This window comes from Nocardioides pantholopis (genome assembly GCF_003710085.1).
Taxonomy (GTDB): domain Bacteria; phylum Actinomycetota; class Actinomycetes; order Propionibacteriales; family Nocardioidaceae; genus Nocardioides; species Nocardioides pantholopis.
The window spans coordinates 208,619-222,112 of the sequence record NZ_CP033324.1; the positions used below are offsets into that span (position 1 = coordinate 208,619).

Below are 13,494 nucleotides of genomic sequence, written 5' to 3' on the forward strand. Positions count from 1 at the left end.
GGCCCTCCTGGTGGTCTCGGTGGAGCCCCACCGTGGCGGACCAAGATCGCCAGGAGGTTGACTCGCTGTTACGGGGAAGTTCCGGGTGCGCTCACAGGGCCGGATCGGTCCAGGCGGTCTGCACGACCTCCACGCCGCGGTCGCGGGTCACGAGCCGGCCCCGACCGGCCGGCGCCGGCGCCGGGCGCAGGTTGCCGACCAGCGGGCCCTCGTCGGGGCTGCCGGCGAGCAGCAGGCCAGGCATCGCGAGGTCGCGCAGGGACTGGATGACCGGCTCGTAGAGCGCCCGGCCGGCGCCGCCGGTGCGCCGCGCCAGCGCGAGGTGCAGCCCGGTGTCGCGGGCCTGGGCCAGCAGAGGCTGGAGGACCTGCACCGGTGAGCTCTGCTGGGTGGCGACCAGGTCGTAGTCGTCGACGACCACGAACACCTCGGCGCCCGACCACCACGACCGGTTGCGCAGCTGCTCGGGGGTGACGTCGGGGCCGGGGATGCGGTTGTGCAGGTAGGTGGCCAGGTCGGCGAGCGCCGGCTGCGCCTGGGTCGCGGAGGTGAGGTAGTTGAGCAGGTACTCGTCGGGCACCTCGCCGAGCAGCGAGCGCCGGTAGTCGACGAGCACGATCTGCGCCTGCTGGGGCGACCGGGTGCGCATCACCTCCCGGATGTAGGCCCGCAGCACCGCGCTCTTGCCGGACTGGCCATCGCCGAAGACCAGCAGGTGCGGCTCCGTGGCGGGGTCCAGGCCGACCGGCGCCAGCTCCTTCTCGTCGATCCCGATGAGCAGGCGACCGCCGGGCTTGTCGGCCTCGGTGGCGGCCTCGGTGCCGGCGCCCGCACCGGCCAGGTCGCGGACGGCGGCCAGGTCGACGCGCTCGGGCAGCAGCCGCAGCTTCGGCCCGGAGGGGCCGGTCCACGCCGCGGCGACGCGGTCGATGAGGTCGCCGACGCCGCCGCCGAGGGTCTCTGCGGAGGACGCGGAGTCCAGCCGGGGCAGCGCGGCGAGGAAGTGCAGCTTGCCGGCGACCAGCCCGCGGCCCGGGCGACGGGTCGGCACCAGCGCGGCGACCTTGCGGTCGATCTCGGAGTCCATCGGGTCGCCCAGGCGCAGCTCCAGCCGGGTGCCGAAGACGTCGCGCATCGCGGCCCGGAAGTCCGCCCACCGACCGGCGCCGGCGACGACGTGCAGCCCGAACGTCAGGCCACGGGCCGCGAGCTGCTGGACCTCGATCTCGAGGTCGTCGAAGTCCGCGCGCAGCGTGCTCCAGCCGTCCACGACGAGGAAGACGTCGCCGTAGCCGTCGTCGGTGCGGGCCTCGGGGGCTCCCGCGGCGCGCCGCGAGCGGTAGGTCTCGATCGAGTCGATGCCGTGCGCCCGGAAGTACGCCTCGCGGCGGTCGACGATGCCGTGCACCTCGGCCAGGATCCGGCGGACGACGTCGGGCTCGGAGCGGGTGCCGACGCCCGCGACGTGCGGCAGTCGGGGGAACGGCGCGAAGGTGCCGCCGCCGAAGTCCAGCACGAAGAACTGCGACTCCTGCGGGGTCGTCGTCAGCGCCATGCTGGCGACGATCGTGCGCAGCAGGGTGCTCTTGCCGCTGCGCGGGCCGCCGACGACCGCGACGTGCCCGGCGGAGCCGCTGAGGTCGATGCTCAGCGTCTCCCGGCGCTGCTCGCGGGGGCGGTCGACGGTGCCCAGCGGCACCGTGAGGCCGCCCAGCCGGCGCCACTGCGGGGAGACCAGCCCCAGCGTGGGATCGGCGACCAGGTCGCCCATCAGCTGGTCGAGGGTGTCGGGGACGTCCAGCGGCGGCAGCCAGACCTGGTGCGCCGCCGGCCCGCGCCCGGCCATCCGCTGCACAGCTGTCTCGAGCAGCGAGGCCTGGTCTCCCGGCTCGGGGGCGGGCGCCGGGGCGGGCTCGGGCTCGGCGACCTCGAGGGTGCGCACCTGCGAGATCGTGAACGGCAGGATCCCCTGGACCTCGCCGGCCGCGCCACGGCGTACCCGGGCCCGGCCCGACGGCGGGCCGGAGACGTAGGCGGCCTTGAAGCGCTGCAGCGTGGTGGGGTCCGGCTTGAGGTAGCCGAGCCCAGGCACCGCTGGCAGCTCGTAGGCGTCGGGGACGCCGAGCACCGAGCGCGACTCCTGGGCGCTGAACGTGCGCAGCCCGATCCGGTAGGACAGGTGCGACTCCAGTCCGCGCAGCCGGCCCTCCTCGAGCCGCTGGGAGGCCAGCAGCAGGTGCAGGCCCAGCGACCGGCCGAGGCGGCCGATCGCGACGAACAGGTCGATGAACTCCGGCTTGGCCGAGAGCATCTCGGAGAACTCGTCGACGACGACGAACAGCGATGGCAGCGGCTCCAGGGGCTCCCCGGCGGCGCGGGCCTTCTCGTAGTCGCGGACCGAGGCGAAGTTGCCGGCCTCGCGCAGCAGCTCCTGGCGGCGCACCATCTCCCCGGACAGGGCGTCCTGCATCCGGTCGACGAGGGTGAGCTCCTGGGCCAGGTTGGTGATCACCGCCGACACGTGCGGCAGCGAGGACATGCCGGCGAACGTCGCGCCGCCCTTGAAGTCGACCAGGACCATGTTCAGGTGCTCGGGGGAGTGGGTCAGGGCCAGGCCGAGCACCAGGGTGCGCAGCAGCTCGGACTTGCCGGACCCGGTCGCGCCGATCACCAGGCCGTGCGGGCCCATGCCCTGCTGGGCGGACTCCTTGAGGTCGAGGTGGACCGGGGCGCCGCCGTCGCCGAGCCCGATCGGGACCCGCAGCCGGTCCCGGGCCGGGCGCGGTCGCCAGGCCGCGGCCGGGTCGAAGGTGTGCACGTCGCCGAGCGCGATCAGCTCCATCAGGTTGGGCAGGTCCGAGGGTCCCGCGAGGTCCCCGGGCTCCGACCCGACGGCCGGACCGGCGGTCGAGACCGTGTGCAGGGGGGCCAGTCGCCGGGCGAACGCCTCCGCGGTGGCCAGGTCGCACTGGTCGGCGCGGCCGCCGACCGGGGCCTCGCGCAGCCGCTGCGCCGAGATCCGGGGGTGCTCGTCGCCCGGGTCTCCGTCCTCGAGCAGCAGCCGCAGCCGGGTGCCGTCCTCGAGGGCGTCCCAGCGGGCCGGCAGGTCCAGGACGGTCACCCCGTGCAGGCCGTCGGGCGGGATCAGGTGGTTGCCGGGAGGCAGGGCGGCGCCGTCGGTGATCAGCAGGACGTGGGGCGAGGGCCGCCGCTCGTCGGCACCGAACCGGGGCCGCTCGGCCAGGTCGGCGGGGAGCATCGAGGCCAGGTCCGCCAGGGAGGTGCTGACCATGCGCCGCGGCCCCACCGCGTCGGTCTCGCGGGTGCTCAGGCCGTGCGGCAGCCACTTCAGCCAGTCCCAGTGGGCGAGGTAGCGGTCCGTGGTCAGGACCGCGACCAGCAGCTGGTCGGGTGAGTGGAACGCCGCGGCCGAGCAGATCATCGCGCGGGCCAGGGACCGCGCGCGGTCGTCGGACCCGCACAGCTCGACCCGGTCGAAGGCCCGCAGGTCGACCGCCGCCGGCAGGTCCGGTTGGACCCGGTGGACGGCCAGCAGCCGGTGCAGCGCCGACGCGGCGGCCGGGTCGGCCTGGTCGACCGGGGTGCTCTCCGGGGGGACCAGCTCCAGGGACAGCGGCTGGGGGGACCGGCCGTAGCGGACCTGGAGGAACCGGGGGTCGGCGTGGCCGCGCTCCCACACCCGGGTGCGCTCCTCGGCCAGCGTCGGCAGCGCGCCCGGGTCCGGGTGGTGCCAGGTGAGCGCCCGGCGCTGCTGGTCGGCTGCCTCGCGGGCGAGCCGGCGCACGTTGGCCAGGTAGCGCAGGTACTCGGTGCGGGAGCCGGTCACCGACTGGGTGCGCTGCTTGCGCTGCCGGTCCACCTGGACCAGCACGAAGCCGAGGGTGGCGAACAGGAACAGCCCGGCGGCCAGGTAGCTGCGGGCGCCCATGGTCTGGCTCATCGTCGCCACCACCACGATCGAGCCGATGCTGCCGAGCAGCGGGATGGCGTTCATCAGCAGCCCGCTCGCGCCCTCGTGCGGCTGGATCGGCGGCGGTGCCTGCAGCACGATCTGCCCGGTGGGCGCCTCCGGCTCCTCGAGCCGGGCGCCGCGCAGCGTCGTACTCACCGTGGGGCCCCCTTCGTCCGCAGCGGCACTCCCCGCGGGTCGCTGGCGATGATAGGGCGGCGACGCCGCGTCCGGCACGCGGCACGCACTACCCTCTCGGCTACCGGCGCTGCGGCGGCCGGCCCTGGATCGAGCCGGCAGACCCGGAGGTGCGTGGTGACCGCAGGCGGGCGGACGGCCGAGAGCCTCGCGCTGAGCGTCCACGGACCCGTCGGCGTGCTGGACCTCCTCGCCCCGCCCGGCGCCACCGCTGCCGACGTCGCCCGGGAGTACGCCGAGCAGACCGGCGCCGGGGTCGGCGACCACCCCGTGCCGCCGGTGCTGCACCGCCTCGGGACGCCGCTGGACCCCGACCGCCCGCTGATCGAGGCGGGGGTCCGCGCCGGCGAGGTGCTCGTGGCCGCGCCGCCGGCCGCGCCGGGCAGCGCCCCGGTCCCGGCGGAGTTGCCCGGCCCGGCCCCCGGCGCGGAGCCGGGGGCCGTCTGGGCCCTGTGCTGCGCGCTGGCCGGCGCCGCCGCCGTGCTGGCCGCGTGGGGCGCCGCGGGCCGGGGCGGCGCTCCGCGGGACGTCGTCGGGGTGCTGCTGGCGGCCGGTGCGCTCCTCGGCCTGCTCCCGGTCGGCCGGCTCGCGTGGCGCCGGGTGCTGGTCGCACCAGTCCTCGCGGGCGCCGCAGCCTTCGTCGCCGCCGGGCCCGAGCGGCTGCCGCTGGCGGTCGGGCTCGCTGGGCTGGTCGCTGGGCTGGTCGCCGGGCTGGGCGCCATCGTCGGGCGACCGCTCGACGACCGTGCCGCGGAGGGTCTGCGGGTCTGGATGGTCGCCGGCGCCGGCGTCTTCGCGGTGACCGGCCCGGCCACCCTCGCCGGGCTCCGGCCCGAGGTCTCCTGGGGCGTGCTGCTGCTCCTGGCCACGCTCGCGGCGCGCCTGGTCCCCGCCGTGGCCGTCGACGTCCCCGACCAGTACCTGCTCGACCTGGACCGGCTGGCCGTGACCGCCTGGTCGGCCCGCGAGCAGCCCCGCCGTCGGCGCCGCGGGGCGGTGCCGACCGAGGCCGTCGAGCGGGTCGTGGCCCGGGGCGGACGGACCGTGACCGCGGCCGCGGCCGCGATCCTCGGGGTCGTCGCGGTCTCGGCGCCGCTGCTGCTGGCCACGGCCACCGTGGAGATCGACCGGCTCGGGGCCCGGGCGCTGGTGGCGCTGTGCGGTGCCGCGCTGCTGCTCGCGGCCCGCAGCCACCGCCACCCGGGAGCCCGGGCGCTGCTCCGCCTCGCCGGTCTGGCGGCCTGGACCTCCCTGGCGGTCGTGCTGCTCCCCGCCCTCGCCGCCGGCCCGGCCACGGCGTTCGCCCTGGGCTGCGTCGCGCTGGGCGCCGCGCTCGTGCTCGCGGCCATCGGGACCGGTCGCGGCTGGCGCTCGGCGTGGTGGGCGCGGTGCGCGGAGATCGCCGAGGGGGCCGCCGGTTCCCTGGCCATCGGCGCGCTGCTGGTCGCGGTCGGGATCTTCCGCAGCCTGTGGGAAACCACCTCCTGAGGGCCCGTCCCTGTGGGAAACCCAGGCCCGGGCCGACGTGGCCTGTGGGAAACCCGGATCCCGGGTTTAGCGGCCGAGGCCCCGGGCATCTGCTCGCCATCCGGCCGCCGCACCGCCCGGGATCGTCGCAGCACACACCCGAGTCACACACACGAGTCACACACGCCTCCGGCGGCGGCTGGTGCCGCCCTGCGGAGGGAAGGGAGCAGGCGGTGACCCACGGATCCTCCGAGTACGGACAGGGAGAGCAGGCACTCTCCAAGGCGGCCACCCTGGTGGCCGACGCCAAGCGCGACTTCGACGCGCTGGCCACCCAGCTCGACGGGCAGATCAGCGGCCTGCGCGGCCGCTGGGTCGGGCAGGGGGCGGCGTCGTTCTTCACGCTGCACCAGGCCTGGACCGAGAAGCAGCGCACGATCGTGCGGGCGCTCGACGAGTTCGAGGCGGCGCTGCTGACGACCGAGCGCGACAACACCACGACCGACGACACCCAGTCGGCCAACTACACCCGGACGGCGGGCCGGCTCGGCGGGAGCTGAGCGGCTCGGTCCGACATCCGCCCGGACTCCGGGCACACCGGTGGGAGACAACGACATGGAACTCGACGGAATCCGCGTCCAGCATGCCGGCCTCGAGCAGGCCGCCCAGGACCTGCTCGCCAAGGTCAAGGACATCGACAGCCGGATGAACCAGCTGGAGCGCGAGCTCGGCGCGCTGCGCTCCTCGTGGGCGGGCAACGCCCGGCTCGCCTACGACTCCGCGAAGGCGACCTGGGACGGCGCCATCGAGGAGATGAGGCTCCTCCTGCAGGACACCGGCCGCGCCGTGGACCAGTCGAACGCCGACTATGCGGCCGCCGACGCCCGGGGCGCGCAGGCGTTCCAGATCTGAGCCAGCCCTGAGTCGGCTCTGAGGTTCCGGCACGTCACGACGTCCGCGGGGGGTGCTGGCCCCTGCGGCGAGCGGGTCCCCGGGCGATGCCCGGGGACTCGCGCCGGTCCGGGGAGCAGCCGGGAGAGCGCGCCGAGCGGTAGCCTTCGGGCGGCCCCGGGGCCGCCGACCTGGTCGGCGGGCGCCGGGCGGCAACCGGGCGAGCCAGGAAGGTGGGGGAGGACGCGATGAGCCAGGCGCCCACCGCCGCGTCGGGACTGGTCCGGGTCACCGTCGCCTCCGGGACCCGCCGGGTCGACCTCGTGCTGCCGGGCTCGGTCCCGCTCGCGGAGCTGCTCCCCGAGCTGGTCCGCTCGGTCGGACTGCTGGACGCGACGACCGTCTACGGCGGCTACCGGGTCGTGACCGCCGAGGGACGGGAGCTGGCCACCGACGCCGGCCTCACGATCCAGGGGGTCGAGGACGGCGGCCTGCTCACGGTTGCCGCCCGGGTCGACGACGACCCGCCCCGGGTCTACGACGACGTGGTCGAGGCGATGGCCGACGTCGTCGAGCGCGACCTCCGGCCGTGGGACCCGGCCTCCGGGCGCCGGACCGCCCTGGCCGCGTCGGGGCTGCTGATGGCGCTCGGCGCCGCCGCGCTGCTGACCGAGCGCGGCGCGCAGCTCGCCGGCAGCACCGCCGCCGTCGTCGCGCTGGCGCTGCTCGCCGGGGCGGTCGTGCTCTCGCGGGCGCAGCGGGAGCCGGAGGCCGGGGTGGCGGTGGCCTGGATGGGCACGGCGTACGCCGCGGTCGCCGGCCTGGTGCTCGCTCCCGAGGGCCCGTTCTTCCAGCTTCCCGTCGCGTACGCCGGAGCCGGCGCGCTGGGCGCGGGGCTGGTGGCGCTGACCGGCCTCGGCGCCGGTCGGGCCCTCGCGATCCCGCCGGTCGTGGTCGGTGCGGTCTTCCTCGGCACCGGCCTGGTCGGCCGGGCCTCCGACCTCGACGCCGCGACCGTGCTGGTCCCGGCCCTGGTCCTGGTGGTGCTGGCCGGCAGCGTCTTCCCGTGGCTCGCGCTGGGCGTGACCGGCACCGCCCCCGACCAGCTCTACAGCGCCCGCGACGTCACGGCGGACCCCGCCGAGATCGACCCGGCGCGGGTCGGGGCCGACGCCCGGGTCGCCCACGAGATCCTGGTCGCGATCTCGGCGACCGTCGGGCTGCTGCTGGTCCTGGTCGCCCCCGTGGCCGTCGGGACCGGCCTGGCCGGCACGCTGCTCGCGCTCGCGTGCTGCGCGGTGGTCATGCTGCGGACCCGCCAGTACCGCACCGGCCCGGAGGTCCTGGTCGGCCTCGTCTCGGGAGTCCTCGGGCTCGGCTGCGTGGCGGCCTCGGTGCTGTGGCTGCACCCGGACTGGCGGCCCGGCCTCGCCCTGGTGCTCGCCGGCGCCGGCCTCGCCGTGCTCGCCGCCACGCTGCTCCCGGGCCCGCCGTCGCTGCGTCGCGGCCGGCTCGGTGACATCGCCGAGAGCGTCGCCCTGCTCGCGCTGCTGCCGCTGCTCCTGGTCGCCACCGGCGTCGTGGCCGCGGTCGGCGGCTGAGGCAGGCGTGGCGACCAAGCGCGACCTCGTCGAGGCGTACTCCTTCAGTCGCCGGCGGCTGGTCACGGCGTTCGTCTCCGGTGCCCCCGGCGGGCGCGAGGTCGAGCCGGCCCGGCCGCTGCGCACGATCCTCGCGGGCGTCGCGCTGTCGGTCCTGCTGCTGGCGGGCGCTGCCGTCGCGGGCGTCGTCTCGGGCCGGGACCCGGTCGACTGGAGCTCGCCGGGGCTGCTGCTCACCCGGGACACCGGCGGTCTCTACGTGATCCTCGAGGAGAGCGAGGACCCCCGGCTGCACCCGGTCCTCAACATCACCTCCGGCCGGCTGATCATGGGCGCCGACGCCCGTCCGACAGTGGTCTCCGCGGAGACCGTCGCCGACCAGGAGGTGCTCGGCACCCTCGGCATCTTCGGTTCCCCCGAGCAGGTGCCGTCCCCGTCCCGGCTGATCGGGACCGGCTGGACGGCCTGCACCGAGGACGGCGCCGGCGTCGCGGTGGACCTGGCCGAGGAGCCGCGGGCGACTCCCGACGCCGCCCTCGGCTTCACCGTGCGCAGCGGCGGGCGGCTCTACGTCCTCGCCCAGGGGCGCGAGGAGCGCGACCGTCCGCTGCGGGCCTACCGCTACGAGGTGCCGGACACCCCGGGCGCTGACTCGATGCTGCAGCAGCTGGGGGTGCGCCGGGCGGTGGAGGCGGTCGAGGTCCCCGAGCAGTGGGTCGACCTGTTCCCGGCCGGCGGCCGCCTGGACCACGCGAGCTTCGCGCTGGAGGGATTCGGCGCCCCGGCCCCCGAGACCGGGGGCCGCGGCCTGCCCGCCGGGTCCCTGGTCGGCCAGGTGATCACGGTCGGCGGCGAGGACCCCCAGCTGCTCACCGCCGACGGGCCGGTCGAGCTCGACCCGTTCTCCTTCGCGGTCTACCTGGCCGCCGAGCATCCTCGGGGCGTCGACATCGGCCCGGTCGACCTGCCCGCCGCGCCCCAGGTCAGTGGCGGCATCGCGCCGTTCCTCGGGGCGCACTGGCCGGACCGGACGCTGGAGCCCACCCTCGGCGCGCCGTGCGCGGTGCTCGACACGGCGGCCGGACGGATGCCGGCGGTGCACCTGGCGACCGATCCCACCGGGTCGGCGTCCGCCGCGGACGTCGAGGCCGGGAGCCGGCGGATCTCGGTCGAGGACGGGCACGGCGCGTACGTCGTCGCCGGGTCGTGGGACGACACGGCCGGCGCCGCGGCGTACCTCGCGGACCCGCTGGGCCTGGCCTATCCGCTTGAGGGGGACGACACCGCCGAGCGTCTCGGGTACGCCGACCACGACCCGCCGCTGGTCCCGGACGCCTGGGTCGGGCTGTTCGACGAGGGCGCCGCGCTCTCCCGCGACGCGGCGCTGTGCCCGCCCACCCGCGACGACGCAGGCCGCGCCTGCGAGTCGGGCGACGCCGGCTCGTGAGCGCGCCGGTCCGCTCTGGCCGATAGTACGAACTCGTAGTAACTTGCGAGAGGTCCGCACCTTCCGCACCAGGTCGAGGCGCCATGCCCAGCTCCCGGAGTCCGTTCCGCGGCCTCGTCGCGCTCGTCCTGGCCGCGGCCCTCGCCCTGGCGGGCCTGGCGTGCGAGGACACCGGCGAGTCCGCGGCCCGCCCCGCGGTGGAGCCGGTTCAGCCGGAGGAGTCCCCGTCGTGGGAGCACCCCGACGACGTGGCCGAGCGGTGCGTCAGCGACGCGCCCGCGGACGTCGAGCTGCGGCCCCTGACGCTGCGCGGGCCCGGCCTCGACCTGCGGGCCGCCGCCGTCCTGCCGGGGAGCCCGGCGCGCGCGGCCGTGGTCCTGCTTCCGCAGACGGGCGCGCACGGCCTCTGCGGCTGGCTGCCGTACGCCGCGGCGCTGAGCTCGCGCGGCATCGCGGCGGTCAGCCTCGATCTCTGCGAGGGGGGCGAGAGCCGGTGCGACGCCGGCCGTTCGTCGGCGGTCGCCGACCAGGTCGACCTGGCCGGGCAGTGGCTGCGGCGGGAGGCCGGCGCGTCGACGGTCGTGGTGGTCGGCGCCTCGATGGGAGGCTCGCAGGCGGTGCGCGCCACCGCCCAGGGCGCCGCCGTCGACGCCTGGGTGGACCTGTCCGGCCCCAGCGCCTGGGATGGCACCAGGCTCCTCGACGTCGCCGGGCGGCTGCGCCAGCCGGGACTGGTGGTCCACGCCCGGAGCGACGGCGCCGCCTCGGAGTTCCGGGCCGCCCGGACCCTGGCCGAGCGGGCGGGCGCGCAGTTCCTCGGCCTCCCCGGCGGTCACGGCTGGGAGCTCGTCCTCACCCTGGACGGCACGGAGACCCGCACCGGGCGCGCGGTCGCCGAGTTCGTCCTGGGCGCGCGACGACACCGGGACGGCTGACCGAGCCCCGCACTACAGGTGGTCGGCGCGCGCCCGCTCGACGTCCTCGGCGAGGTCCTTGATCAACCGCAGGCGCCGGTCCCAGTCCCGGGCCGCGGCCGCCATGTCGCGCGCCGCCTGGGCGAGGCGCTCGTCGTCGACCCGGAACCGGACCTCCCGGCCGACGGCCCGTCGCCGCAGCAGCCCGACCCGCTCCAGCACGGCCAGGTGCTTGAGCACCCCCTGCCGGCTGATCGAGACCCCGGAGGCGAGCTCGGTGGCCGAGGCCTCGCCGGATGCCAGCAGCAGGTCCACGAGCTGTCGGCGGGTGCCGTCGGCCAGCACCTCCCAGGCGTCGGCCCCGGTGCCGGTAGGCAGCCTCATGCGGAGCCGGGCCCGGAGCCGGGCTCGGCGGGGAGGGTCGCGACGTACGCCACGAGCTCCTCGAGCTCGCGCTGCCAGCCGGCCGCGTTCTCCTCGGCGTGCCCGGTTCGCTCCTCGGGCGGCCAGGGCAGGCTGGCGAACCCGCTCTCGGTGACCCGGAGCCGGGTCCCGCGACCCTCCGGGACGAGCTCGAACTCCACCAGCGTCGAGCACTCGCGCAGGTCGACGCCGGTCCGCCGGATCCAGCGGAAGGCGAACCGGGTCGTCGGCTCGACGAGCTCGACGCGGAGCGGGTACTCCCCGTGCGCGTCCCACCCCACGGTGCCCTCGGCGCCGGGCTCCGCCACGAATGTCGCGTCGTCGCCGAACCAGCGCCGCACGTGCTCGGGGCGGGTGATCACCTGCCACACCGTCGCCGGCGCCGCGTCGACGTACACCTCGCGGTCGATGGTGTCCCGCACGTGGTCCATGGATCTCCTCGCTGCGACGGTGGGTGCCGTCCCACGCTAGCCGAGAAGAGCAACCAACGGTTGCAGTGCCAGGCTGCTAGTGCAACCATCGGTTGCACAATGGAGGTGGACTCGGATGCTGCTGGAGAACAAGGTCGCGATCGTTCATGGCGGGGGCGGCGCGCTGGGAGGGGCGGCCGCGCGCGTGTTCGCCCGGGAGGGTGCCGAGGTGCACCTGGTCGGCCGCACCCCCGGGCCGCTGGACGCGGTGACCGACGACATCGAGGCCGCTGGGGGCCGGGCCTCGACGGCGGTCCTCGACGCCTTCGAGCCGGAGCCGGTGCGCGAGCACGTGGCCCGGGTCGTCCGCGGCTCCGGCCGCGTCGACATCGCGCTCAACGCGGTCGGCGTGCCGCACCTCCAGGGGCCCCCGCTCGAGGAGGTGTCGCTCCCGCAGTTCCTGCGGCCGATCGAGGGCTACCTGCGCACGAACTTCGTCACGGCGCAGGCGGTGGCGGAGCCGATGCGGGCCCAGGGGGCCGGCGTCGTGCTCACCCTTTCCACGCCCGGCTCCCAGCTGCCCGGCACCGGCTACCTCGGGTACGCCGCGGCCTGCGGCGCCGTCGAGGCGTTCTCCCGGGTGCTCGCCGGGGAGCTGGGTCGCGACGGGATCCGGGTCGTCTGCCTGCGTCCGAACGCGATCCCCGAGTCGGTGGCCACCTCCCACGTGGGCGAGGTCTTCGCGCCGGTCGCTGAGCGCGCGGGCACCGACGTGCCGGGCTGGCTGGCGGCCATGGCCGACCAGGCCACGCTCCTGGGGCGGCTGCCGACCCTGGCGGACGTCGCCGAGTACGCCGCGTTCGTCGCCTCGGACCGGGCGGGGGCCATGACGGCCGCGATCGCCAACCTCACCTGCGGCACGCTCGCCGACTGACCGAGCCGCGTGACGTGGGGGTCGCGCGAGGCGGCTCAGTCCGGGACGCGGTCGGTGTAGTTCGCGGCGTACCGGTCGCTGGGGGGAGTCACGGTGATCACGTCGATGAGCACGTCGTCGGGCCCCCGGGCGATGAAGTGCCGCTGGCCGAACTCCTCGGTCCGCAGCGGTACGACGCACTCGACCCCGCCGTCGACGACCAGGCGCCGCCACTCGGCGTCGACGTCCGGCACCTCGACGTTCAGCAGGACGCCCTGGGCGGGGCGTCCGAAGCCGGCGGGGACGGTCTCGTGGGTGGGGTCCAGCAGTGCGAGCTCGCCGGCCGGGCCGGCGAGCGAGACGTACCAGTCGGACTCGAAGGTGGTCTCGAAGCCGAGCCACCGGCGGTAGAACGCGGCGCTCGACGCGACGTCGGTCGCGGTGAGCACCGGGTAGAAGCTCGAGATCTCCATGCCGACCTCCCAGATAGATGCAGGACGTATGTATCTGTAACATACAGCCTGTAGGTATCGATGTCAGGAGGCTTTCGATGGGACGGTCCAGTCGCGAGGAGAGCCTGCGGACCCGTGCCGCGCTGCTGGACGCGGCTCGGGGCCTCTTCCTCGAGCGGGGCTTCGACGCCGTCAGCGTCGAGGACGTGGGCCGGGCGGTCGGCGTCACCCGCGGCGCGGTCTACCACCACTTCGGGGGCAAGCGCCCGCTCTTCGAGGAGGTGGTCGCCGGGCTGCACCGCGAGATCGCCGTCCAGGTGGGCCGGGCTGCGGAGGCGGCCGGCCCTGGGCGCCCCGGGCTGGTCGCGGGGTGCCTGGCCTTCCTGGACGCCGCCGGGGCGCCGGCGGTGCGCCGGACCCTGCTCCTGGAGGCGCCGGCGGTCCTGGGCTGGCGGCACTGGCGCTCCCTGGACGCCGACCACTCGCGGGCGCTGCTGGAGCGCGGGCTGCGCGCGCTCGAGGAGGCCGGAGAGCTCGCGGCGGGGAGCGCCACGGCCGCCGCGACCCTGCTCTCGGGAGCGATGAACGAGGCGGTCCTCTGGCTCGCCGAGGAGGAGGGCGAGGAGGGAGCCGGGGAGGGAGCCGGAGAGAAAGCCGGGAAGGGCGGAGGCGGCGCCCGGGCCCGGATCGACGAGACCCTGCGCCGCATCCTGGAGTCCCTCGTCGGCCCCGCGGACGTGTGATGTACGCCGTACCGGGGGCCGGCGGCTGTGCGGAACCCTCGGGAAGGTCCGGTCGTTGCACTGGA

The 13,494-nt window shown here is 76.2% G+C and carries 12 protein-coding genes; 8 read left to right on the forward strand and 4 right to left on the reverse strand.

Going from position 1 to position 13,494, the window contains the following annotated elements:
• Positions 1 to 91: 91 nt before the first annotated feature.
• On the reverse strand, positions 92 to 4,129 hold the full coding sequence (gene eccCa, locus EBO35_RS00945) for a type VII secretion protein EccCa (RefSeq protein WP_122816066.1): 4,038 nt from the start codon (positions 4,127 to 4,129) through the stop codon (positions 92 to 94).
• A gap of 156 nt (positions 4,130 to 4,285) precedes the next feature.
• Here eccCa and EBO35_RS19295 point away from each other — a divergent pair, with 156 nt between their 5' ends.
• The 6 genes from EBO35_RS19295 (at position 4,286) to EBO35_RS00970 (ending at position 10,509) form a co-directional block, all read left to right on the forward strand.
• On the forward strand, positions 4,286 to 5,656 hold the full coding sequence (locus EBO35_RS19295) for a ubiquitin family protein (protein ID WP_164477744.1): 1,371 nt from the start codon (positions 4,286 to 4,288) through the stop codon (positions 5,654 to 5,656).
• A 212-nt stretch (positions 5,657 to 5,868) separates the two neighbouring features.
• The gene (locus EBO35_RS19300) at positions 5,869 to 6,195 is read left to right on the forward strand and encodes a WXG100 family type VII secretion target (RefSeq protein ID WP_164477745.1); all 327 of its coding nucleotides are present in this window, start codon (positions 5,869 to 5,871) and stop codon (positions 6,193 to 6,195) included.
• A 55-nt stretch (positions 6,196 to 6,250) separates the two neighbouring features.
• Positions 6,251 to 6,547, forward strand: coding sequence for a WXG100 family type VII secretion target (locus EBO35_RS00955; protein WP_122816068.1), 297 nt, complete (start codon positions 6,251 to 6,253; stop codon positions 6,545 to 6,547).
• A 227-nt stretch (positions 6,548 to 6,774) separates the two neighbouring features.
• On the forward strand, positions 6,775 to 8,127 hold the full coding sequence (eccD, locus tag EBO35_RS00960; protein WP_122819187.1) for a type VII secretion integral membrane protein EccD: 1,353 nt from the start codon (positions 6,775 to 6,777) through the stop codon (positions 8,125 to 8,127).
• Positions 8,128 to 8,134: 7 nt separating this feature from the next.
• A complete protein-coding gene (locus EBO35_RS00965) occupies positions 8,135 to 9,574 on the forward strand; it encodes a type VII secretion protein EccB (RefSeq protein WP_164477746.1) in 1,440 nt (479 codons plus the stop codon).
• Between the two features lie 83 nt (positions 9,575 to 9,657).
• Complete coding sequence (locus tag EBO35_RS00970; RefSeq protein ID WP_122816070.1) at positions 9,658 to 10,509, forward strand: alpha/beta hydrolase; 852 nt, start codon at positions 9,658 to 9,660, stop codon at positions 10,507 to 10,509.
• Between the two features lie 12 nt (positions 10,510 to 10,521).
• On the opposite strand, the gene EBO35_RS00975 is transcribed toward EBO35_RS00970, so the two are convergent.
• Together EBO35_RS00975 and EBO35_RS00980 are read right to left on the reverse strand one after the other, a co-directional pair.
• Positions 10,522 to 10,872, reverse strand: coding sequence for an ArsR/SmtB family transcription factor (locus EBO35_RS00975; RefSeq protein WP_122816071.1), 351 nt, complete (start codon positions 10,870 to 10,872; stop codon positions 10,522 to 10,524).
• Complete coding sequence (locus EBO35_RS00980) at positions 10,869 to 11,342, reverse strand: SRPBCC domain-containing protein (protein WP_122816072.1); 474 nt, start codon at positions 11,340 to 11,342, stop codon at positions 10,869 to 10,871. Before EBO35_RS00980 ends, EBO35_RS00975 begins: the two co-directional genes overlap by 4 nt.
• A 115-nt stretch (positions 11,343 to 11,457) precedes the next feature.
• On the opposite strand from EBO35_RS00980, the gene EBO35_RS00985 reads away from it, so the two are divergent.
• On the forward strand, positions 11,458 to 12,255 hold the full coding sequence (locus EBO35_RS00985; RefSeq protein WP_122816073.1) for an SDR family NAD(P)-dependent oxidoreductase: 798 nt from the start codon (positions 11,458 to 11,460) through the stop codon (positions 12,253 to 12,255).
• Positions 12,256 to 12,290: 35 nt separating this feature from the next.
• Here EBO35_RS00985 and EBO35_RS00990 read toward each other — a convergent pair whose 3' ends face one another.
• Positions 12,291 to 12,707 carry a VOC family protein gene (locus tag EBO35_RS00990; RefSeq protein WP_122816074.1) on the reverse strand — a complete coding sequence of 139 codons (417 nt, stop codon included), beginning with the start codon at positions 12,705 to 12,707 and terminating at the stop codon, positions 12,291 to 12,293.
• 77 nt (positions 12,708 to 12,784) lie between these two features.
• Here EBO35_RS00990 and EBO35_RS00995 point away from each other — a divergent pair, with 77 nt between their 5' ends.
• A complete protein-coding gene (locus EBO35_RS00995; protein ID WP_164477747.1) occupies positions 12,785 to 13,429 on the forward strand; it encodes a TetR/AcrR family transcriptional regulator in 645 nt (214 codons plus the stop codon).
• Positions 13,430 to 13,494 lie beyond the last annotated feature (65 nt).

Bases quoted from the DNA above. Each gene is read 5' to 3' on its own strand.
- EBO35_RS00955 (WP_122816068.1), top strand. From the start codon at position 6,251: ATGGAACTCGACGGAATCCGCGTCCAGCATGCCGGCCTCGAGCAGGCC.
- eccD (WP_122819187.1), top strand. From the start codon at position 6,775: ATGAGCCAGGCGCCCACCGCCGCGTCGGGACTGGTCCGGGTCACCGTC.
- EBO35_RS00970 (WP_122816070.1), top strand. From the start codon at position 9,658: ATGCCCAGCTCCCGGAGTCCGTTCCGCGGCCTCGTCGCGCTCGTCCTG.
- EBO35_RS00975 (WP_122816071.1), bottom strand. From the start codon at position 10,872: ATGAGGCTGCCTACCGGCACCGGGGCCGACGCCTGGGAGGTGCTGGCC.
- EBO35_RS00980 (WP_122816072.1), bottom strand. From the start codon at position 11,342: ATGGACCACGTGCGGGACACCATCGACCGCGAGGTGTACGTCGACGCG.
- EBO35_RS00985 (WP_122816073.1), top strand. From the start codon at position 11,458: ATGCTGCTGGAGAACAAGGTCGCGATCGTTCATGGCGGGGGCGGCGCG.
- EBO35_RS00990 (WP_122816074.1), bottom strand. From the start codon at position 12,707: ATGGAGATCTCGAGCTTCTACCCGGTGCTCACCGCGACCGACGTCGCG.
- EBO35_RS00995 (WP_164477747.1), top strand. From the start codon at position 12,785: ATGGGACGGTCCAGTCGCGAGGAGAGCCTGCGGACCCGTGCCGCGCTG.